Raw genomic sequence first — 19,982 nt, 5'->3', positions numbered from 1 at the left:
CCGTGGTGGTGCACGTACCAACCGATACGGGGCCTCACGAGCTGAACTCGTCGACGCGACCGGAACCGAGCACGGGCGAGTCCCCGAGGAGCGCGGCGAAGTGCTCCTCGAGCCGGCCCACCCTGGCGTCGAGCGAGAATCGGGCGAGGGCGGATGCCCGGATCGAGGCGCGGAACCCTCGGTCCAGCTCCGATTGCCGGATCAACCCGTCCACGCGGTCCGCCATGGCCGCCAGGTCTCCCGGTGCGACGACCTGCATCCCGACGCTCGCCTGGGCGATCTCGGGCACGCCGCCGACGGCGAAGCTGACCACCGGAGTCCCGGTCATCAGCGCCTCCGGTGCGACGAGACCGAACGGCTCGGCCCATGCCGGCGTCGAGACCGCTGCCGCGCTCCGCCCCACGAGCGTGGCGAGCCGCGTCGGATCGAGCGGCCCGACATGTCGGACGTCACGTCCCAGCAACGGCGACAGCACGCGCTCGGCGTACACCGGATCGCCCACGCGACCGGCGATGACGAGCCGGCGACCGAGTCGGCGGGCGACCTCGACCGCGAGGTGCGGGGCCTTCTCCGCGACGACCCGTCCGAACCACACCAGGTCGTCACCGCCTCGGCCGGCCCGCCAGGCATCCGGATCGATGCCGTTCAGGAGCACCTCGGATTCGACACCGGCCGTCGCCCAGGTGCGCTTCGTGAACTCGCTCACCGCCAGGAACCGGCTGCCGTCGGAACCGGCCCGGCTCGCGGCAGCGGCGACGGCCTCGTCGACCGGTGTGTGCAGGGTGGTGATCATGGGGACGCCCAGCTCGGGCGCCAGTTCCACCGGCAGCGCGTCCAGGCAGTGGTTGGAGACCACGTCGTATCGCCCTGGCCGAGCGGCGATCGCCTCGAGCGCACGGCGCAATGCCGGGACGGATCGGGTCATGTGGCCCGGGGGATACCGCTCGTCGTCGGGCGAGGACCAGCGCGGCCACCGTAGTTCCGGTAGCTCGAAGACGCTGCCGCGCTCGACGAAGTCGGACCCGCGGACGCCGATGAACGTCACCTCGTGGCCTCGAGCGCGGAGCGCGGTGACCTCCGACCACACGGCGGATTCGAGCCCGCCGGCATGTGGGCGACGGATGGGGAAGCGCAGCGGGGCGATGACGACGACGCGCAGTCGTGGACCGGCCGTCACGAGGCGCGCTCGGCGATGACTCGGCGGTACAGCCCGGCGTGCGCTGCTGCACCGACGGCGTCGTCGACGACGCGACGGGCGCGGCGCTCGGCGACGGTGGCGCTCCGACCGGCGGAACCGGCTCGGGTCGCGCCGTCCGCTTCGAGGAGCTCGCCGACGGCACGTTCGAGTGATGCTCCGTCCCCGAGGTCGTACGCGGAGACCGTGTCGTCGGGATGCTGCTCGAGGTACGCTCCGATCCCGGACGGGACGGCGACGGACACGCCGAGATCCCAGCAGAGTTCGAGCCAGCCGGAATGCGTGCCGTGCCGGTAGGGGAGCAGGCAGACGTCCAGGCGGCCGAGCGCGATGGCGAGTCCGAGGTCGTCGAGACGCTCGTGCTCGATGAGGAGCGCCGCTTCCGATCTACCGACAAGCCGTCGGACGTTGTCGCGGGCCTCCGGATCGCGGACCACGTGGTGCATCCGGATCTCTGCGACGACGTCCGCTCCACGGCGGCGCAGGCGTTCGACCGCGTCGATGAGGGTGGTGACGACACCGACCGCGTCCACATTGGGGCGCAGGTCCTTCAGATGGACGCCGACCCGAAACCCGGCCGACGGCAGCACGAGCGGGACGTCGACGTCGTCCGAGAGGAGTGACGGATGAGCGATGACCATCGCCTCGCGACCCCAGCGTTCCCGGATCCCCTCGGCGGCGCCGGGGGTCAGCGTGACCAGCGCGTCGGCGCCGCGGACGAGCTCGTCGAGCTGCGCCCCGTACGCCCCCTGGTGCTCGAGTTGCGGGTGCTCGAGGTCGTGCACCGTGTAGACGACCGACCAGCCGACCTCGTGCGCGGCCTCGAGGCACGCGGTCACGTGTCCGGGTGGGAACGACTCCGTGCCGAAGTGGATGTGCAGGAGATCGGCATCGGCGGCGTGGTCTCGGATCCAGCTCGGATCGAGGGCCACGGGCGGCCACCAGACGCCCGATGGCGCTCCCTCGACCGGCGGATCTCCCAGGACGTCGATCTCGGGTGAGGCGGAAACCCGGCCGACGTAGGGGTGCGCGGCCGGGATCGAGACGACACGGATCGGGCGAGACGTCGGGTCGGCGACTCGAGCGGTGGGGTGCGTCGCGGTCGGCTGCATGGCGGGATCCCCTATACGGATGCGGGCGCGAGACGCGCGGACGGGTCGGCGCGATGCGCGCGCCGTCCTCCGAACATAGGTCCGATGACGAGAGTGCCCGCGACCCTTGACGCGGGCCCCCCACTGCACCACCATGACGCAGGTGATCGCAGCCCCACCCCGTCTCCTCATGGTCGGCCCCCAGCAGCACGGTGTCGTCCAATACGCGATCGACGTCGCCGACGCCGTGGTCGACGCTGATCCTCGCGCTGCACGGGTGTACGCCCCGACCCCGTCCGACGCCGTGCACCTGCTCGACGGCGTGGATCGTGCACACGTTCACGTCACCGACCGCCTGTTCGGCCGGTCGCCCGAGGAGGCGGCGGACGCCGTCGAGCGCCTCGCGGACGTCACCGAGTTGACGGTCACCCTCCACGACGTCCCGCAGACGTCGGACGGCAGGATGCTGGACCGCCGCATCGCCGCCTATGCTCGCTTCATCGCCGCCGCCCACGCGACGGCCGTCAACAGCCGTCATGAGCAGGCGCTCGCCGAGGAGTTCCTCGGTGTCAGTGCCTCGGTCGTTCCATACGCCATCCCGCTCGGCTCCCGGATCGCATCCGCTCCGGCCACCGTGGACGATGCGTCGCAGCGCGGAGCGGCCCGTCCGCTCACCGTCCTCATCGCCGGGTTCATCTACCCGGGAAAGGGCCACGCAGCGGCGATCCAGGCGGCATCGAGAGCGGCCGAGGATCTCCGTGCCACCGGTCACCCGATCGCCGACGTCGTCGTCCGTGCCATCGGCGCCCCCTCGGCCGGCCATGAGGACGACGTGCTCGACCTCGAGGCGGAAGCACGCGCCGCCGAGGTCTCGTTCGAGGTGACCGGGTACCTCGACGATGCGGCGTTCGCCGCGCAGATCTCGCTTCCTGGCATCCCGCTCGCCGCGCACGGCCATGTCTCCGCGTCGCGCTCGATGCTCGACTGGGTCGAGGCAGGCCGCCGGCCGCTCGTCGTCGACTCGCGCTACGCGGCGGAGATGGAGCAATTGCGGCCGGAGACGATGGTCCGCTACGACCCGTCGACGCTGCACACCGAGTTGGCCGCGGCCTGGCTGGATCCCTCCCGGACGCGCCTGCCCGCCGGTCGCAGCCTCCGCCCCGCGCTGCCGGACACCGCGAGCGCGTACCTCGACTGGTGGGGCGCGACGGCCGGTACCGGTCGACACCGCCCGCCGACGCTCTAGCACGCTCGCAGGAGCGACGCACCACCCTGGCCTCCGGTCGCTCGACCTGGGATCTTGGGACGATGACGCACAACGCACGGGACGGGTCGACGACGGACAGCTGGCGGCCTCGCGACACGAGCGAGCCGGTGTCCGAGCGGAGCATCGAACAGGTCGACGCCTGGTGGCGCGCCGCGAACTACCTGTCCGTCGGACAGATCTACCTGCTCGACAACCCGCTCCTCCGCCGCCCGCTCGAAGCCGCTCAGGTGAAGCGCCGGCTCCTCGGCCACTGGGGGACCGCTCCCGGGTTGAATCTGACCTATGCGCATCTCAACCGCATGATCGCGGAGCGCCACCAGTCGGCGATGTTCATCGCCGGGCCCGGGCATGGCGGGCCGGCGATCCTGGCGAGCGCCTACCTGGACGGCACCTACAGCGAGATCTACCCTGACGTCGCCGAGACCGAAGCAGGGTTGACCCGGTTCTTCCGTCAGTTCAGCTTCCCCGGCGGGGTACCGAGTCACGCGGCTCCCGAGACGCCAGGCAGCATCCATGAGGGTGGCGAGCTGGGGTACGTCCTGAGCCACGCGTACGGCGCAGCCTTCGACAACCCCGATCTCCTCGTCGCGGCGGTCGTCGGCGACGGTGAAGCGGAGACCGGACCGCTCGCGACCAGCTGGCATTCCAACAAGTTCATCGACCCGGTCCAGGATGGCGTCGTCCTGCCCATCCTGCACCTGAACGGCTACAAGATCGCGAACCCGACGGTCCTGGCTCGCATCCCACGCTCCGAACTCGAGAGTCTCCTGCGTGGATACGGACACGAACCGTTCTTCGTCGAGGGCGGGTTCGACGGCGAGGATCCGATGGCGGTCCACCGCAGGTTCGCCGAGGTCCTCGACGTCGTGTTCGACCGCATCGCGGCCATCAAGTCCCGGGCCGCCACCGGAGACACCGGACGGCCGGTATGGCCCATGATCGTGCTGCGCACACCGAAGGGCTGGACCTGCCCCGAGGTGATCGACGGCGTCCGGGTCGAGGGGACGTTCCACGCGCATCAGGTTCCGCTCGCCGACGCTCGGGACACCGAGGAGCACACCCGGATCCTGGAGTCCTGGATGCGGAGCTACCGGCCTGAGGAGCTCTTCGACGAACATGGCGCGGTGGTTCCGCTCGTGCGGGGACTCGCTCCGCGCGGGGAGGCCCGGATGAGCGCGACCCCGCACGCCAACGGAGGTCTGCTGCGCACGGAACTCGACCTCCCCGCGATCGACGACGCCGCCGTCGTGGTGGACGCCCCGGGTGGTCGCGACGCCGGGGCGACGGGAGTCCTGGGGTCGTGGCTCACGGAGGTGATCCGGCGTAACCCGACCACCTTCCGGATCTTCGCTCCCGACGAACTCGCCAGTAACCGACTCCAGGCGGTCTTCGAGGTGACCGAACGGCAGTGGAACGCCGGGACCGTCCCGGACGACGAGCATCTCGCCCGCGCCGGCCGGGTCATGGAGATGCTCAGCGAGCACCAGTGTCAGGGCTGGTTGGAGGGCTACCTGCTCACCGGTCGGCACGGCCTGTTCACCTGCTACGAAGCCTTCATCCACATCGTCGACTCCATGTTCAACCAGCATGCGAAGTGGCTGAACGGTTCACGTGAGTTGCCATGGCGGCGCCCGGTGGCGAGCCTCAACTACCTCCTCACGAGTCACGTCTGGCGTCAGGACCACAACGGCTTCAGCCACCAGGACCCCGGGTTCATCGACCACGTCGTGAACAAGAAGCCCGATGTCATCCGGGTGTATCTGCCGTTCGATGCGAACACCCTCCTGGCCGTCTCGGAGCACTGCCTGCAGAGCACGGACGAGATCAACGTCATCGTCGCGGGCAAGGACAAGGAACCCGTGTGGCTCGGCGTCGACGAGGCCCGCGCGCACTGCGCCCGCGGGCTCGGCATCCTGCCCTTCGCCGGTTCAGAGCGTGCTGGGGAGCGCCCGGACCTCGTCATGGCCTGTGCCGGGGATGTCCCCACGCTCGAGACGCTGGCCGCCGTGAGTATCCTGCGCGAACGCATCCCGGAGCTGTCGGTCCGAGTCGTGAACGTGGTCGACCTCATGCGACTCATGGGTGAGGATCAGCATCCGCACGGCCTCTCCGACGCCGAGTACGACAGCGTGTTCACGACGGACCGTCCAGTCGTCTTCGCCTACCACGGGTACCCGTGGCTCATCCATCGGCTGACGTACAAGCGCCACGGGCACGATCAGCTGCATGTCCGCGGGTACCTAGAGAACGGGACCACCACGACACCGTTCGACATGGTGATGCTCAACGAGATCGACCGGTTCTCGCTCGTGTGCGACGCGATCGACCGGACGCCGGGGCTCGGCGAGCGGTTCGCGGGTCTCCGTCAGGAGATGCAGGACGCCCGGCTCCGGGCCCGAGCGCACACCAGGGAGTTCGGCGAGGACGCACCCGAGATCACCGGCTGGCGCTGGCCCACTGTCGGTTAGGACCGCCCCGTGACGGGTCGCCCGAGCTCTCGGAGGAGCGTCGGGAACTCGTCCGCGAACTCGCGGGCGAGGGCTCCGAGAGGGCCGATCCGGTCTGCGAGCCGATCGCCGGAGGCGGCGTGCAGCACGGTACCCCAGCAGCTCGCCGCGAGCGGGGAGAGTCCGCGTGCCGCGAGCCCGGCGATCGCTCCGGCCAGGACGTCACCGCTCCCCGCCGTCCCGAGGGCCGGACTCCCGCCGGGCGCGATGAAGTCCCGCTCACCGTCGGAGACCCTGCCCTGACAGGTGACGACGGCGCCGTACCGTCGCGCCAGTTCGAGCGCCGCCGTGTCCGGGTCGGCCTCGTCCACGTCGAGGAGGATCGCGGCCTCGGCCACGTTCGGGGTGAACACGAGGCGACCTTCCAGCCCCTTCGAGAAGTCGGGAGCGTGTGACAGGGCACCGAGCGCGAAGGCGTCGAGCACCACGACGGTGTCGGCGCCCAGGAGCGGGCGCAGGCTGTGGAGGAGTGCCGCGGCTTCGTCCGCGTCGTCGAGGCCAGGACCGAGCAGCAGACAGTCGACGTCCAGGACGTCCTCGAGGCGGCCGACCTCGTCACCCCGGACGGCTCCGGCGCTGGTTTCGGCCAACCCGATGACGCCTGCCTCAGGGAAGGCGATCGCGAGTGGCGACGATGCTGACGCACCGACCGCGAGCGTGATCCGACCCGCGCCGACCCTGAGGACGGCCAGGCCCGCCAAGGCGACCGCCCCTGGCGTCATCTGCGCGCCACCGACGACGAGCGTCGACCCACGATCGTCCTTCGACGATCCGGGATCGGGGAGCGGCCAGTCGGCGAGGACCTCGGGCGTGAGCATAGTGGGGTCAGCTCTGGACATCGGTCGCCCCCGAGTGCTCGGTGACCGCCACCTGCGCCTGCTGGAGGTGTGCGGTCGCATTCGCCGCGCGTGCTCTCCAGGCCCGTCCGTCGTGGACGAGGTGGGTGAAGGAGGCGTTCGGTGTCGGACGGAGTGCGGCCTCCTCCAGGACGCGACGCTCATCCCACCCCTCGCAGATGTAGCGGAAGAGCGAGATGACGGCGTCGTGACAGACCACCAGGGCCCGCGTGCGGTCGGCGTGCCGGTCCAGGTCGCCGATGAACGAGCGGAGGCGGAGGGCCACATCCGTCCACGCCTCACCTCCAGGCGGTCGGTAGTAGAACTTGCCGAGGGACCGTCGTCGAGCGGCCTCCTCCGGGAACTCCGCATCGACGCCGACCGAGGTGAAGGTGTCGAGAATCCCGAGTTCGCGATCGCGCAGCCGTTCGTCGACGACCGGCCGAAGCTCATCGGCGTCGAACGCGGCGGTCCGGAGCGCGACGACGGCCGTCTCGTGCGCTCGCCGATAGGGCGAGCTGAACACGATGTCAGGGCGGTCGGCGGGAGCGAGGGTGGCGAGTCGAGCGCCCACCGCGGCTGCCTGCTCGACACCGAGGGCCGAGAGGGGTACGTCGGCGTCACGATCGGGGACGGCGATGCGGTGGGATCCGGCACGATCGGCTTCCAGCGCGGCGAGGTTCCCGGCGCTTTCACCGTGGCGGACGAGGATCAGTTCCGTGATGGCCATGCGTCCACGGTAGCCAGCACGATTCGGTGCACGGGGAGCTTGACGATCCGGCGATGATCCTCCATAGGGCGTCGCCGCCAGCCGGCCCTCGACGGTGATGACACCGCTCGATGATTGCGACAAACCGACGATGCCCGGGCCGCGACGGCGTCCTGTCGTTCGACCATGTCTTCACCCTCGGCAATCCCATCGTCGCAACCGTCGGCATGGGCGCAGATCGCCATCACCGCTTTCAGGGTGCTCTGGTTCGCCCAGCTGGGGAGCAATATCGGCACGGCCTTCGGCGCCCCCGTCGTGTTCGGTGTCAACGCGCTGAGCTTCGTCGTGGCCGTGATCGCCCTCGTCTGGTGGAAGCGACCCTCGCAGACGGGTCTCGACGACCACGAGCGTTCGGGGCAGCGTTGCGAGCGGGGTCCGGTACGGCGTGTCCGCGCACCTCGTCCGCCGGATCCTGCTAGGGTCCGCGCTCTTCGCGCTGCAGCTCACCCTGCCGCAGTGGGTGCGGTCCCGCGGAGCCTCGATCTGCATCTTCATCTTCATGCGCGCGATGGCCACCGGCTCGATCGGCTGGGGCGTGGCTGCGCAGGGACTCGGCACGCCGCCCGCGTGCAGACACTGCTTCCCGAGCGATCCCCGCCGGACAGGGGCTGCCAGGGCGGAACGTCTTGATCTCGCGGAGTGAGTCGCCGCAGTGGAGGGTGGTACACCCCGGGCGATGGTGGATGATGTGGGCGATACCGGACTCGAACCGATGACCTCTTCCGTGTGAAGGAAGCGCGCTACCAACTGCGCCAATCGCCCGCAGGTCGTCCGCACCGGAGAGGTGCCGAACAGCCGCGAGTCACGATACTAGCCGATGCCGGGGGACGAACGCACATCCGCAACGCTGTCGACACAGTACGCGCGCCGGTTTGAACATCGGTCCCGGTTTCGGCTAGAGTCGTTCGAGCACGCAGTGATGCGAGCAATGCGGATGTGGCGCAGTGGTAGCGCATCACCTTGCCAAGGTGAGGGTCGCGAGTTCGAATCTCGTCATCCGCTCGAGTGTCAGTGGTGTTGTTCCGGCAGGAGCCCTACTCGGCAGTGTGTTCGGTCACACATGGTGGCGTGGCCGAGAGGCTAGGCAGCGGCCTGCAAAGCCGTCCACACGGGTTCGAATCCCGTCGCCACCTCACCTCAGCAACACAGTTCCACCAGCAACATCCCGGCGTCGTGTCTCACACGCCACCCGGGCGATTGGCGCAGCGGTAGCGCGCTTCCCTGACACGGAAGAGGTCACTGGTTCGATCCCAGTATCGCCCACCACAGAAAGCCCCTGGACCCCCGGGGGCTTTCGTCTTTCGCGTGCACCTTGCCCCCCCCGCGCCAGGCAGCCCGGTGACGCCGTATCTCCGCCTGTCGAAACGCCCGCGAGCACCCCTCGGGTCCCTGAGCCTGTCGAAGGGCACCCGGAGACTCTCGCGAGTCCGGCGCCGTTCCTCCTGTCCCTGAGCCTGTCGAAGGCCACACGGAGCACTCCGCAAATCCGGCGCCCTTCTCCCGGTCCCTGAGCTTGTCGAAGGGCACACGAGCCACCTCACGAATCCGGCGCCCTTCTCCTGGTCCCTGAGCCTGTCGAAGGGCACACGAGCCACGTCACGAATCCGGCGCCCGTCCTCCTGGTCCCTGAGCCTGTCGAAGGGCACACGAGCCACGTCACGAATCCGGCGCCCGCCCTCCCGGTCCCTGAGCCTGTCGAAGGGCACACGAGGACCTTTCCGCAACCGACCCTCACTCGGCATCTGGAATGTCAGTGATGCTGACGCTTTGCCGACGCCACCGTCCCGGCGATCTTCCCGCCGGCGGAGCGCCAGGCGCTCTCGCGCCGCTCCACCTGCGCGGCCCTCGCGATGGCGACCCGGATCCCGGAGCGGACGATCCAGCGGGCGACGAACGATGCCGAGCACCTTGTGGACGAAGCGCCGGCCGTGCTCGAGTCACTCGAGGCCGGGCGCATCTCGGCGAGGCACGCGCAGGTGATCACGGACCAGCTCTGCGACGTCCCTGCCGCCGGGCGGGCGGTGTTCCTCGATCAGGTGCTCGTCATCGCCGAGCGCACGACGGCCGCTGGCCTCCGCACGAGTGCCCGGGTCTTGCGCGAGCGGCTCCATCCCGAGTCCATCACCGCCCGCGCGGTCCGCTCCGAGGCCGACCGACGGGTCGAGTTCGAGCCGGCCGCCGACGGCATGGCCTGGGTGCACCTCCTGACCACGGCGCCGATCGCGCAGGGCATCGCCGAGCGACTCAAAGCAGCCGCCGCAGAAAGCCGCGCCGCAGGCGACACCCGCACCTGCGCACAACTCCAGGCCGATGCCCTCGCGGCCCTCGCGCTCACCGGCGTGACCCCCGACGACGTCATGTCGAGCCCGATCCTCCCGCACCCGATCGAGGTCCAGGAGCACATCAGGCCCACGGTCCACATCACGGTCCCAGCGCTCAGCATGGCTGGCATCTCCGACGCCCCGGCCACCCTGGACGGCTACGGCCCCATCGACCCCGAGACCGCAGCACGGATCGCGGTGAACGCGCCCAGCTTCACCCGGATCCTCGTCCAGCCGGAAACCGGTGCGGTCCTCTCCGTCGGCCGGCATCAATACCGCGTCCCGGCCGACCTCCAACGGGCAGTGCGGTTGCGAGACGGCACCTGTCGGGCACCGGGCTGCGGCAGACGCGCCAGAGCCTGCGACCTCGACCACTCAGTCGCGTGGGACGACGGAGGCACCACAGATGTCGACAATCTCGCCTGCCTGTGTCGACATCACCACCGCATGAAACACCTGCCGGGTTGGAACCTCGACCATCAGCCGGGCGGGGTCCTCGAGTGGACGACACCCGACGGCGAGCAGTATCGGACCGAGCCAGATCCCGCACCATTCTGACCCCGCCGACGAAGGCTCCTTCGTGGGCACTTCGACAGGCTCAGCGACCGGGAGAGGTGTGCCCGACCCGTCTCGGTCGCTGAGCCTGTCGAAGGGGTGCTCGTGGGCACTTCGGCAAGCTCAGTGACCAGGAACAAGCTCAGTGACCGGGGAGGGCCGCCGGGCCGCTCCGGCCCCTGAGCCTGTCGAAGGGTGGTTCGACCCTGGACGCCGACGCGCCGGGCGACATCGATTTTCAGCCCGATTTTCCGCGGAACATCAAGGGTTGGACCGACTCGCCCGCACCGAGGTGTCAACGAGCGCCGTCAACATCGGCTAGAGTTTCCAAGCACCCGGAAACGGGATGCAATGCGGATGTGGCGCAGTGGTAGCGCATCACCTTGCCAAGGTGAGGGTCGCGAGTTCGAATCTCGTCATCCGCTCGAGTGTCAGTGAGAACGTGCAAGCGTTCCGCTCGACAGTGTGTTTCATCACACGTGGTGGCGTGGCCGAGAGGCTAGGCAGCGGCCTGCAAAGCCGTCCACACGGGTTCGAATCCCGTCGCCACCTCGCTGGCAACACCACTCACCTGGGCGATTGGCGCAGCGGTAGCGCGCTTCCCTGACACGGAAGAGGTCACTGGTTCGATCCCAGTATCGCCCACAGGAACACGGAGGGCCCGAGCGAACAGCTCGGGCCCTCCGTCGTTGCACAGACCACCTCTTGCGCAGACCACCCATCGCACGCCCGGACGTCCGTTCAGACGGCGAGGACCGCCCGCTCCCGGCGACGCAGGACCTCCGCGACGCCCCACACGATGATGCATTGGCCCGCGGCGTATGTCGCCATGATGATCTCGTCCGCCGCCCAGATCGTCACTGCAGGCACGAAGCGGTCGAGCCCGATCAACGAGTCGGAGACCAGGAACAGCGCACCGCCCACGGCGATCGTCGGCGTCGTCATCGTGGAAGACGCCGCCATGGCCCCGATCACGACGGCGTACAGGACGACCGCCGGATACAGCGCCCCCATGTCCTGCTGACTGAGGAGCGCGATACCGGCGACGAGCCACACCAGGTACACGAGCGCCCAGACCGGCGGGCGGTTCCTGGTGCGCAGATGCCGCACGAAGAGTAGGACATAGCCGGCCTGAGCGAGCATGAAGAACAGGATCCCCACGCCGAACGCGAGTTCGCCCGGGACCATGAGGGCGACGTCGCCCAGCCAGCTGCACATGATCGCGACGAGCGCGGTGACCGCAGCGGCAGACAGCCGTCGGACCGACCACACGAGCGCCAGCGCGAGGACCAGCATGATGAACGGCTTGGTGAGGAGCGACAGCCACTCCTGACCGGAGGCGAGGGCGATGATGTGCACGAGTGCGACCACGGGCAGCGCGGCGAACAGCGCCGTCGCAGCCCGGCTTCTCTGCACAGCCGTCATCAGCGCCACCCCCGTCACGTCGTAGGCCTTCACTCTAGCGATGAGCCCGAGCACGAACCATGGCCGCCGACCGACGGCAGCGTCTCCTCGTCGTGGACGACGATAGGCTTGCACGGCCAAGGTTTCACCTGAGAAAGAGAGATCATCCGTGAGTGACGGGTTCGCACTGTTCACCGACCGATCCGTGGTCGCCATGCGCGTCAACGGCGAACTGAAGGACCTCGCCGCCACGGTGACGGAGACGGACACCGTCGAGCCGGTGCACCTCGACTCGCCGGACGGTCTCAACATCCTCCGCCACTCCGCAGCCCACGTGCTCGCGCAGGCCGTGCAGCAGGTCGACCCGCACGCGAACCTCGGCATCGGCCCGCCGGTCACCGACGGCTTCTACTACGACTTCGACGTCGCCGCACCGTTCACGCCCGAGGCGCTCAAGGTGCTGCAGAAGACGATGGACCGCATCATCCGCCAGGGCCAGCGCTTCGTGCGACGCGTCGTCACCGAAGACGAGGCTCGCGAGGAACTCGCGGGGGAGCCCTACAAGCTCGAGCTGATCGGCCTCAAGGGCGGATCCGCAGCCGACGACGAGAACGTCGAGGTGGGCGGCTCGGAGCTGACCATCTACGACAACGTCGACCCGAAGACGGGGGAGACGGTCTGGAAGGACCTCTGCCGCGGTCCGCACCTGCCGAACACGCGCATGATCGGCAACGGCTGGGCTTTGACGCGTCTCGCCGCGGCGTACTGGCGGGGGAGCGAGAAGAACCCGCAGCTGCAGCGGATCTACGGCACCGCTTGGGCGACCAAGGACGAGCTGCGCGCGTATCAGACTCGGATCGAGGAGGCGGCCAAGCGCGACCACCGCAAGCTCGGTGCCGAGCTCGACCTCTTCAGCTTCCCCGAGGAGATCGGCTCGGGTCTCGCGGTGTTCCACCCCAAGGGCGGCATCATCCGCAACGAGATCGAGAACTACATGCGCGAGCGCCTGCTCGCGTCCGGCTACGAGCTGGTGAACACCCCGCACATCACGAAGGGGCACCTGTTCGAGGTCAGCCAGCACCTGGCCTGGTACAAGGACGGCATGTTCCCGGCGATGCACCTCGACCAGGAGGTCGACGCCGACGGCCACGTCACCCGTCAGGGCCAGGACTACTACCTGAAGCCCATGAACTGCCCGATGCACAACCTGATCTACCGGGCCCGAGGGCGCAGCTACCGCGAACTGCCGCTCCGTCTCGCCGAGTTCGGCACGGTCTACCGGTACGAGAAGAGCGGCACCCTCTCCGGGCTCACGCGTGTCCGTGGCCTCACGCAGGACGACGCCCACATCTACGTGACCGACGACCAGGTCAAGGACGAGGTCGGCCGCCAGTTGCAGTTCGTCCTGGAGACCCTCCGCGGCTACGGTCTCGACGACTTCTACCTGGAGCTCTCGACGAAGGACCCCGACAAGTACGTCGGCACCGACGAGGTCTGGGACGAAGCGACCGAGACCCTCCGCCAGGTGGCGGTCGAGTCCGGTCTCGAACTCGTCCTCGACCCCGCCGGCGCAGCCTTCTACGGTCCGAAGATCTCGGTGCAGGCGCGCGACGCGATCGGCCGGACGTGGCAGCTGTCCACCGTGCAGCTCGACTTCAACCTGCCCGAGTTGTTCGAGCTGGAGTACACGGCTGCTGACGGCACGCGCAAGCGTCCGGCGATGATCCACCGCGCACTCCTCGGCTCGATCGAGCGCTTCTTCGCCATCCTGCTCGAGCACTACGCGGGTGCCTTCCCGGTGTGGCTCGCCCCCGTGCAGGTCGTCGGTATCCCCGTCTCCGAGCAGTACGAGGAGTTCCTCGGCGGAGTCGTCGCCGAGCTGCGCTCGTCCGGGGTCCGTGCGGAACTCGACGCCTCCGACGATCGGATGCAGAAGAAGATCCGCAACCACACCAAGGCGAAGACCCCGCTGCAGCTGATCGTCGGCGAGGAGGACCAGGCCAACGGCGCGGTGAGCTTCCGATTCCGCGACGGCACCCAGGAGAACGGTGTCCCGGTCGCCGACGCCGTGCGCCGAATCCGCGCCGCCATCGCCGCGAAACTGCAGGTGAACACCGCAGCGGATCTGCCGGCATGACCCCGGGCACCGAGCCGGAGTCGTTCGAGTCGATCGACACCTCCCACCTGGTGGGCGTCCCGGACGCGTTCCAGCGTCTCTGGACGCCCCACCGGATGGTCTACATCAAGCAGGGCCAACCATCCGACGACGGTTGTCCGTTCTGCATCGCGCCGACGCTCGACGACGAGTCAGCGCTCATCGTGCATCGGGGCGAGCACGCCTTCGTGCTGCTGAACCTCTTCCCGTACAACTCCGGGCATCTGCTCGTCTGCCCGTACCGCCACGTCGCGATGTACGACGACGCGACGACGGAGGAGGTCGCCGAGATCGGCGCTCTGACGCAGACGGCGATGCGGGTCGTCCGGTCCGTCTCGAGGAACGACGGTTTCAACCTCGGCATGAACCAGGGTGCCGTGGCCGGTGCCGGGATCGCGGCGCACCTGCACCAGCACATCGTCCCGCGCTGGGCGACGGACGCCAACTTCTTCCCGATCATCGCCCAGACCAAGGCGCTCCCGCAGCTGCTCGGCGACGTCCGGCAGTCGATCGCGGACGCCTGGCCCACCTCGACCTGATCCATCGTGGGCCGGTCCAGGTGGACCGGCCCAGCCAAGTCCAATTTCCGGCCTGTGGACGGAGCACCGTCAGGCCACCCGGCGGTACGCTCGCCATCATGACCGAGAGCAGCACGACCACTGGACAGCACGGCTCGAACCGCGTGAAGCGCGGACTCGCGGAGATGCTGAAGGGCGGCGTCATCATGGACGTCGTCACCGCCGAGCAGGCCCGTATCGCGGAGGACGCCGGAGCCGTCGCCGTGATGGCCCTCGAGCGCGTTCCGGCGGACATCCGGTCCCAGGGCGGCGTGGCTCGGATGAGCGATCCCGACCTCATCGAATCGATCATCGCCGAGGTGTCCATCCCCGTCATGGCGAAGGCTCGCATCGGCCACTTCGTCGAAGCGCAGGTCCTCCAGGCGCTCGACGTCGACTACATCGACGAGTCCGAGGTCCTGAGCCCGGCCGACTACGTGAACCACATCGACAAGTGGGGCTTCGACGTCCCGTTCGTGTGCGGCGCCACCAACCTCGGAGAAGCACTGCGGCGCATCAACGAGGGTGCCGCCATGATCCGCTCGAAGGGCGAGGCCGGCACCGGCGACGTGTCCGAGGCGACGAAGCACATCCGCAAGATCCGCTCCGAGATCGCACACCTGTCGTCGATGTCGAAGGACGAGCTGTACGTCGCGGCGAAGGACCTCCAGGCCCCGTACGACCTCGTCGTCGAGATCGCCGAGACGGGCAAGCTCCCGGTCGTGTTGTTCACCGCCGGGGGTGTGGCGACGCCGGCCGACGCCGCGATGATGATGCAGCTGGGTGCCGACGGCGTGTTCGTCGGATCCGGCATCTTCAAGTCCGGCAATCCGGCCCAGCGGGCGGCGGCCGTCGTCAAGGCGACGACCTTCTTCGACGACCCTCAGGTCATCGCCGAGGTGTCCCGTGGTCTCGGTGAGGCGATGGTCGGCATCAACGTCGCCGACCTCGCCGCACCGCACCGCCTCGCCGAGCGTGGCTGGTAGCCCCGCGTCCGCCCTGAACCAGGTGACGTCGTGACCGGGGCGGCACGCGTCGGCGTCCTCGCCCTGCAAGGGGACTTCCGCGAGCATGCGGCCGTCCTCACCGGCCTCGGGGCGGACGTCAGCCTCATCAGGCGTCCCTCGGAACTGACCGGCATCGACGGACTCGTCCTGCCCGGCGGCGAGTCGAGCGTGATGGACAAGCTCGCTCGCTCCTTCGACCTCGCCGGACCGTTGCGCGAAGCGATCACCGCCGGGTTGCCCGTGTACGGCACCTGCGCCGGGCTCATCCTCCTGGCCGACCGGATCCTCGACGGGATCGCCGGCCAGCAGAGTCTCGGCGGGCTCGACGTCTCGGTCCGGCGCAACGCCTTCGGGTCGCAGCTCGACTCCTTCGAGACGGACCTGTCGATCCCGGTCCTCGGCGACCCGCCCGTGCACGCCGTGTTCATCCGCGCGCCGGTGGTCGAAGCCGCCGGTCCGTCGGTGACACCCCTGGCCTCGCTGCCCGACGGTCGGATGGTCGCCGTCGAGCAGGGGAACCTCCTCGGCACGTCCTTCCATCCCGAGGTCACGGGCGACACCCGTTTCCACGCCTACTTCCTCGACAAGGTCGAGCGATCCCGCTGAGGCGCTGGCGCCCGATCCCGTGGCCCGTCGCGGCGTGATCGCGAGTTCCGGGTCGCTGGCCTAGACTGGTCAGGTTCTTTTCACGCAGTTAGGGAGCACATGTCCGGACACTCCAAGTGGGCGACGACCAAGCACAAGAAGGCGGTCATCGACGGCCGTCGCGCGAAGTCGTTCGCCAAGCTCATCAAGAACATCGAGGTCGCGGCCAAGATGGGCGGCGCAGACCTCGCGGGCAACCCGACGCTGCAGGACGCCATCCAGAAGGCGAAGAAGACCTCGGTCCCGAACGACAACATCGACCGCGCCGTCAAGCGCGGTGCCGGCCTCACCGGTGAGGTCGTCGACTACACCACGATCATGTACGAGGGCTACGGTCCGAACGGCGTCGCCCTGCTCGTCGAGTGCCTCACCGACAACAAGAACCGTGCAGCAGCCGATGTCCGGACGCTGATGTCCCGCAACGGCGGCACCATGGCCGATCCGGGCTCCGTCGCCTACAACTTCCAGCGCAAGGGCCTCATCGTCGTCCAGGCCGAGGGGACCACGGAGGACGACATCCTCGGCGCCGTCCTCGATGCGGGCGCAGAAGAGGTGAACACCGAGGGCGAGACCTTCGAGGTCGTCACCGAGCCGAGCGACATGGTCGCGACCCGGACCGCCCTGCAAGAGGCCGGTATCGATTACGACTCCGCCGACGTCGCCTTCGTCCCGAACCTCAAGGTCGAGATCGACGCCGACACGGCGCGCAAGATCTTCAAGCTGATCGACGCGCTCGAGGACAACGACGACGTCCAGAACATCTACAGCAACTTCGACCTCACCCCCGAGGTGCAGGCCGAGCTGGAGGCCGACGACGAGTAGTCCGGCACCCGTGCCGTGCGAAGCCCGTTCGAACGGATGTACGACACTCCGCCCTCGCGGAGCGTCCGGCGCATCGCCCGCGCTTAGGGTCGGAACATGACTCTGCGCGTCCTCGGCATCGACCCCGGCCTGACCCGATGCGGGGTGGGGGTCGTCGACGTCCTGCCGGGACGGCAGGCCACGATGGTCGAGTACGGCGTCATCCGGACGGACGCGCACGCCCCACTCGAGCAGCGACTCCTCATGATCGCGCAGGGTATCGCCGAGGCGATCGAGCGCACTTCGCCGACCGCGATGGCCGTCGAGCGGGTGTTCGCGCAACACAACGTCCGGACGGTCATGGGCACCGCCCAGGCGAGTGGGCTCGCACTGCACGCCGCGGCCGCGAACGGTATCCCCGTCGGCCTGCACACCCCGAGTGAGGTCAAGGCCGCGGTGACCGGATACGGCCGGGCGGACAAGCTCCAGGTGCAGACCATGGTCGCCCGGATCCTCGGTCTCGACGAACTCCCGAAGCCGGCTGACGCCGCCGATGCGCTCGCTCTCGCGATCTGCCACGCCTGGCGACCCGTCGTGTCGACGGCAGCGACACCCGTCGGCGCTCCGCCGCAGGGGAGTGGAGCACTCACTCCGGCCCAGCGGGCGTGGGCGGCGGCGGAACGCGGCGGCGCTCCGCGCGAGGCGGCCGTCCGGGCCCGGGCAGCGCGGAGCCCTAGGCTGGAAGCATGATCTCCTCCCTCCGCGGCACCGTCCTGAGCGCGGTCGGCAACCTCGTCGTGATCGAGGTGGGCGGCGTCGGATTCGCCGTCCAAGTCACGCCGGCCCATGCCCTCTCCCTCCGGGTCGGCACGGAAGCGCTCCTCTCGACGACACTGATCGTGCGGGAGGACTCGCTCTCCCTGTTCGGGTTCCGATCCGCCGAGGAGCTGTCCGTGTTCGAGCTCCTGGTGAGCGTCACCGGGGTCGGCCCGAAGTCGGCACTCGGCGTCCTGGAGGCGTTGACGCCGGAACAGATCGCCGCCGCCATCTCCGCTGACGACGACGCCCCGTTCCGCAAGGTCTCCGGGATCGGGCCGAAGACGGCGAAGCTCATCACCGTCTCGCTCGCCGGCAAGCTCCGCGTCACCAGGACGACGCCTGAAGCTCCTGCGACCACCGTGAACGCCGCCGCGATCGCCGATCAGGTCGTGACAGCGCTCATCGGGCTCGGTTGGCCGGAGAAGACGGCGACGCAGGCGGTCGTGGAGGCCTCCGCCTCCGCGAGTGCGGCCGACCTCTCGACCGTGCCGTCGCTCATCCGCCTGGCCCTCGGCAGACTCGGCCCGGCGCACGCCGGAGGCCGTACCTCGTGACGGACGCTCCAGAAGACCTCACCAATCCAGCCGCCGAGTCCGACGCGGAACTGGCGTTCGAAGGGGCCCTCCGTCCGCGGTCGCTCTCGGAGTTCGTCGGTCAGTCCAAGGCACGCGGTCAGTTGCAACTCCTGATCACGGCCGCCGGGATGCAGAACCGCACCCCCGACCACATCCTGCTGGCCGGCCCTCCTGGACTCGGCAAGACGACCCTCGCGATGATCGTCGCGCACGAGACCGGGAAACCGCTCCGGCTCACGAGCGGTCCGGCCATCCAGCACGCCGGCGACCTCGCCGCGGTCCTGTCGTCACTGACCCCGGGCGAGGTGCTCTTCATCGACGAGATCCACCGCATGGCCCGCCCTGCCGAGGAGATGTTGTACCTCGCCATGGAGGACTTCCGCATCGACATCATGGTGGGCAAGGGTGCCGGCGCGACGAGCATCCCGCTCGAGCTGGCACCGTTCACCCTGGTCGGGGCGACCACCCGCTCCGGCCTGCTGCCGAACCCGCTCCGCGACCGCTTCGGGTTCACCGCTCACCTCGAGTTCTACGACGAGCCGGAACTGCAACAGGTGCTGCACCGCACCGCCGACATGCTCGGGCTCGACATCGACGCTCGGGCCGTCGCCGAGATCGCCGGGCGCTGTCGGGGTACGCCGCGCATCGCCAACCGCCTACTCCGCCGCGTCAGGGACTACGCACTCGTACACGGTGGCCGCGCGGACCTCGAGACCGTCCAGGCCGCGCTCGAGCTCTACGACGTCGACGCCCTGGGTCTCGACCGACTCGACCGATCGGTCATGGAGGGCATGCTCGACCGCTTCGCCGGAGGTCCGGTCGGGCTCAGCACGCTCGCGGTCTCGGTCGGCGAGGAAGCGGAGACGATCGAGTCCGTCGTCGAGCCGTTCCTCGTCAGGATCGGCCTCATCACGCGCACGCCACGAGGCCGCGTGGCGACCCCGGCCGCGTGGCGGCACTTCGGCAGAACACCTTCTCAGCATGGCTCGACCCTCGATGGCCTATAATTTCCCTTTGGCGGTGCGTTCCCAACGTATCCCGCCCTCAATCTCCTCTGGAAGGTTCCCATCGTGGATGCAATGACCCTCGTCCTGTTCGGCCTCGCCGGCGTCATGATCGTGTTCATGATGGTGAGCAACAACAAGCGGAAGAAGCAGGCCGCGGAGACGGAGCAGAAGCTCGTCCCCGGCGCCGAGGTGCTCACCGGCTTCGGCGTCTACGGCACCCTCATCTCGATGGACCGCGACTCCCGCAAGGCCGATGTCGAGATCGCCCCCGGCGTCATCGTCACCATCGACCCCCGCTACGCGGGTGCGGTCGTCGCCCCGACGGTCGCCGAGACCGCGGAAGAGGCTCCGGTCGTCGAGTCGATCCCCGACGACGCATCGTCGCTCGACCTCTCCAAGCCCGAATTCGGCCAGCGCGTCGAGGACACCTCGAAGCCGCAGAAGAGCGACGACTAGTCCCAACCCCTTCCC

Annotated in this window: 18 protein-coding genes and 7 tRNA genes; 19 read left to right on the top strand and 6 right to left on the bottom strand. The window is 69.0% G+C overall.

Annotation, left to right across the window (positions count from 1 at the left end):
• Positions 1 to 34 precede the first annotated feature (34 nt).
• Both HOW07_RS01140 and HOW07_RS01135 read right to left on the bottom strand, forming a co-directional pair.
• Complete coding sequence (locus HOW07_RS01140) at positions 35 to 1,177, bottom strand: glycosyltransferase (protein ID WP_121290708.1); 1,143 nt, start codon at positions 1,175 to 1,177, stop codon at positions 35 to 37.
• On the bottom strand, positions 1,174 to 2,307 hold the full coding sequence (locus HOW07_RS01135; protein ID WP_175115862.1) for a hypothetical protein: 1,134 nt from the start codon (positions 2,305 to 2,307) through the stop codon (positions 1,174 to 1,176). Before HOW07_RS01135 ends, HOW07_RS01140 begins: the two co-directional genes overlap by 4 nt.
• Positions 2,308 to 2,449: 142 nt before the next feature.
• Here HOW07_RS01135 and HOW07_RS01130 point away from each other — a divergent pair, with 142 nt between their 5' ends.
• Together HOW07_RS01130 and HOW07_RS01125 are read left to right on the top strand one after the other, a co-directional pair.
• Positions 2,450 to 3,532: a hypothetical protein gene (locus tag HOW07_RS01130; RefSeq protein WP_121291080.1), complete on the top strand. Its 1,083-nt coding sequence runs from the start codon at positions 2,450 to 2,452 to the stop codon at positions 3,530 to 3,532.
• Between the two features lie 62 nt (positions 3,533 to 3,594).
• Complete coding sequence (locus tag HOW07_RS01125) at positions 3,595 to 6,021, top strand: phosphoketolase (protein WP_175115861.1); 2,427 nt, start codon at positions 3,595 to 3,597, stop codon at positions 6,019 to 6,021.
• Here HOW07_RS01125 and HOW07_RS01120 read toward each other — a convergent pair.
• Positions 6,018 to 6,899 (bottom strand): ADP/ATP-dependent (S)-NAD(P)H-hydrate dehydratase, encoded by an 882-nt coding sequence (locus HOW07_RS01120; RefSeq protein WP_175115860.1) that lies wholly within the window; start codon positions 6,897 to 6,899, stop codon positions 6,018 to 6,020. The genes HOW07_RS01125 and HOW07_RS01120 overlap by 4 nt on opposite strands.
• Positions 6,886 to 7,626 carry a histidine phosphatase family protein gene (locus tag HOW07_RS01115; protein WP_064293807.1) on the bottom strand — a complete coding sequence of 247 codons (741 nt, stop codon included), beginning with the start codon at positions 7,624 to 7,626 and terminating at the stop codon, positions 6,886 to 6,888. Before HOW07_RS01115 ends, HOW07_RS01120 begins: the two co-directional genes overlap by 14 nt.
• Before the next feature lie 424 nt (positions 7,627 to 8,050).
• Here HOW07_RS01115 and HOW07_RS19220 point away from each other — a divergent pair, with 424 nt between their 5' ends.
• A complete protein-coding gene (locus tag HOW07_RS19220; protein ID WP_371743543.1) occupies positions 8,051 to 8,308 on the top strand; it encodes an MFS transporter in 258 nt (85 codons plus the stop codon).
• A gap of 46 nt (positions 8,309 to 8,354) precedes the next feature.
• Here the strand turns inward: HOW07_RS19220 and HOW07_RS01105 are convergent.
• Positions 8,355 to 8,427, bottom strand: a tRNA-Val gene (locus HOW07_RS01105).
• Between the two features lie 168 nt (positions 8,428 to 8,595).
• On the opposite strand from HOW07_RS01105, the gene HOW07_RS01100 reads away from it, so the two are divergent.
• From HOW07_RS01100 to HOW07_RS01070, 7 genes are all read left to right on the top strand, one after another.
• Positions 8,596 to 8,667: transfer RNA gene (locus HOW07_RS01100), tRNA-Gly, on the top strand.
• 60 nt (positions 8,668 to 8,727) lie between these two features.
• Positions 8,728 to 8,798, top strand: a tRNA-Cys gene (locus HOW07_RS01095).
• 58 nt (positions 8,799 to 8,856) lie between these two features.
• Positions 8,857 to 8,931, top strand: a tRNA-Val gene (locus HOW07_RS01090).
• A 524-nt stretch (positions 8,932 to 9,455) separates the two neighbouring features.
• On the top strand, positions 9,456 to 10,544 hold the full coding sequence (locus HOW07_RS01085; RefSeq protein WP_371743601.1) for a DUF222 domain-containing protein: 1,089 nt from the start codon (positions 9,456 to 9,458) through the stop codon (positions 10,542 to 10,544).
• 350 nt (positions 10,545 to 10,894) lie between these two features.
• A tRNA-Gly gene (locus HOW07_RS01080) sits at positions 10,895 to 10,966 on the top strand.
• Positions 10,967 to 11,022: 56 nt separating this feature from the next.
• Positions 11,023 to 11,093: transfer RNA gene (locus HOW07_RS01075), tRNA-Cys, on the top strand.
• A gap of 21 nt (positions 11,094 to 11,114) precedes the next feature.
• Positions 11,115 to 11,186 (top strand) — tRNA-Val (locus HOW07_RS01070).
• A gap of 96 nt (positions 11,187 to 11,282) precedes the next feature.
• Here the strand turns inward: HOW07_RS01070 and HOW07_RS01065 are convergent.
• Positions 11,283 to 11,966 carry a lysoplasmalogenase gene (locus HOW07_RS01065; RefSeq protein WP_175115858.1) on the bottom strand — a complete coding sequence of 228 codons (684 nt, stop codon included), beginning with the start codon at positions 11,964 to 11,966 and terminating at the stop codon, positions 11,283 to 11,285.
• Positions 11,967 to 12,159: 193 nt separating this feature from the next.
• Between HOW07_RS01065 and thrS the strand changes: the two genes are divergently transcribed.
• The 9 genes from thrS to yajC all read left to right on the top strand — a co-directional run bounded on the left by thrS (position 12,160) and on the right by yajC (position 19,967).
• Positions 12,160 to 14,082, top strand: coding sequence for a threonine--tRNA ligase (thrS, locus tag HOW07_RS01060; protein WP_217485126.1), 1,923 nt, complete (start codon positions 12,160 to 12,162; stop codon positions 14,080 to 14,082).
• Entirely contained in the window at positions 14,079 to 14,639 is a 561-nt protein-coding gene (locus HOW07_RS01055; protein WP_121290696.1) for an HIT domain-containing protein, read from the top strand. The genes thrS and HOW07_RS01055 overlap by 4 nt, the downstream gene beginning before the upstream one ends.
• Before the next feature lie 98 nt (positions 14,640 to 14,737).
• Complete coding sequence (pdxS, locus tag HOW07_RS01050) at positions 14,738 to 15,643, top strand: pyridoxal 5'-phosphate synthase lyase subunit PdxS (RefSeq protein WP_064293812.1); 906 nt, start codon at positions 14,738 to 14,740, stop codon at positions 15,641 to 15,643.
• Positions 15,644 to 15,673: 30 nt separating this feature from the next.
• Positions 15,674 to 16,270: a pyridoxal 5'-phosphate synthase glutaminase subunit PdxT gene (pdxT, locus tag HOW07_RS01045; RefSeq protein ID WP_121290694.1), complete on the top strand. Its 597-nt coding sequence runs from the start codon at positions 15,674 to 15,676 to the stop codon at positions 16,268 to 16,270.
• 99 nt (positions 16,271 to 16,369) lie between these two features.
• Positions 16,370 to 17,131 carry a YebC/PmpR family DNA-binding transcriptional regulator gene (locus HOW07_RS01040; RefSeq protein ID WP_175115856.1) on the top strand — a complete coding sequence of 254 codons (762 nt, stop codon included), beginning with the start codon at positions 16,370 to 16,372 and terminating at the stop codon, positions 17,129 to 17,131.
• Positions 17,132 to 17,227: 96 nt separating this feature from the next.
• On the top strand, positions 17,228 to 17,860 hold the full coding sequence (ruvC, locus tag HOW07_RS01035) for a crossover junction endodeoxyribonuclease RuvC (protein WP_064293815.1): 633 nt from the start codon (positions 17,228 to 17,230) through the stop codon (positions 17,858 to 17,860).
• Positions 17,857 to 18,483, top strand: coding sequence for a Holliday junction branch migration protein RuvA (ruvA, locus tag HOW07_RS01030; protein ID WP_079002492.1), 627 nt, complete (start codon positions 17,857 to 17,859; stop codon positions 18,481 to 18,483). Before ruvC ends, ruvA begins: the two co-directional genes overlap by 4 nt.
• On the top strand, positions 18,480 to 19,511 hold the full coding sequence (gene ruvB, locus HOW07_RS01025) for a Holliday junction branch migration DNA helicase RuvB (RefSeq protein ID WP_079002493.1): 1,032 nt from the start codon (positions 18,480 to 18,482) through the stop codon (positions 19,509 to 19,511). Before ruvA ends, ruvB begins: the two co-directional genes overlap by 4 nt.
• A 72-nt stretch (positions 19,512 to 19,583) precedes the next feature.
• Positions 19,584 to 19,967 carry a preprotein translocase subunit YajC gene (yajC, locus tag HOW07_RS01020; RefSeq protein ID WP_064293818.1) on the top strand — a complete coding sequence of 128 codons (384 nt, stop codon included), beginning with the start codon at positions 19,584 to 19,586 and terminating at the stop codon, positions 19,965 to 19,967.
• Positions 19,968 to 19,982 lie beyond the last annotated feature (15 nt).

Origin of the sequence: Plantibacter sp. MCCC 1A11337, assembly GCF_013349365.1 — a bacterium.
GTDB lineage: Bacteria > Actinomycetota > Actinomycetes > Actinomycetales > Microbacteriaceae > Plantibacter > Plantibacter flavus_A.
This window is presented reverse-complemented; position numbering and strand designations above follow the sequence as displayed.

What these genes read in the sequence shown, in the direction of transcription:
- HOW07_RS01120 (WP_175115860.1), bottom strand. Translation starts at nt 6,899, where the DNA reads ATGTCCAGAGCTGACCCCACTATGCTCACGCCCGAGGTCCTCGCCGAC.
- HOW07_RS01135 (WP_175115862.1), bottom strand. Translation starts at nt 2,307, where the DNA reads ATGCAGCCGACCGCGACGCACCCCACCGCTCGAGTCGCCGACCCGACG.
- yajC (WP_064293818.1), top strand. Translation starts at nt 19,584, where the DNA reads ATGACCCTCGTCCTGTTCGGCCTCGCCGGCGTCATGATCGTGTTCATG.
- HOW07_RS01065 (WP_175115858.1), bottom strand. Translation starts at nt 11,966, where the DNA reads ATGACGGCTGTGCAGAGAAGCCGGGCTGCGACGGCGCTGTTCGCCGCG.
- ruvA (WP_079002492.1), top strand. Translation starts at nt 17,857, where the DNA reads ATGATCTCCTCCCTCCGCGGCACCGTCCTGAGCGCGGTCGGCAACCTC.
- thrS (WP_217485126.1), top strand. Translation starts at nt 12,160, where the DNA reads ATGCGCGTCAACGGCGAACTGAAGGACCTCGCCGCCACGGTGACGGAG.
- HOW07_RS01115 (WP_064293807.1), bottom strand. Translation starts at nt 7,626, where the DNA reads ATGGCCATCACGGAACTGATCCTCGTCCGCCACGGTGAAAGCGCCGGG.
- HOW07_RS01055 (WP_121290696.1), top strand. Translation starts at nt 14,079, where the DNA reads ATGACCCCGGGCACCGAGCCGGAGTCGTTCGAGTCGATCGACACCTCC.
- pdxS (WP_064293812.1), top strand. Translation starts at nt 14,738, where the DNA reads ATGACCGAGAGCAGCACGACCACTGGACAGCACGGCTCGAACCGCGTG.
- HOW07_RS01040 (WP_175115856.1), top strand. Translation starts at nt 16,370, where the DNA reads ATGTCCGGACACTCCAAGTGGGCGACGACCAAGCACAAGAAGGCGGTC.
- HOW07_RS01125 (WP_175115861.1), top strand. Translation starts at nt 3,595, where the DNA reads ATGACGCACAACGCACGGGACGGGTCGACGACGGACAGCTGGCGGCCT.
- ruvC (WP_064293815.1), top strand. Translation starts at nt 17,228, where the DNA reads ATGACTCTGCGCGTCCTCGGCATCGACCCCGGCCTGACCCGATGCGGG.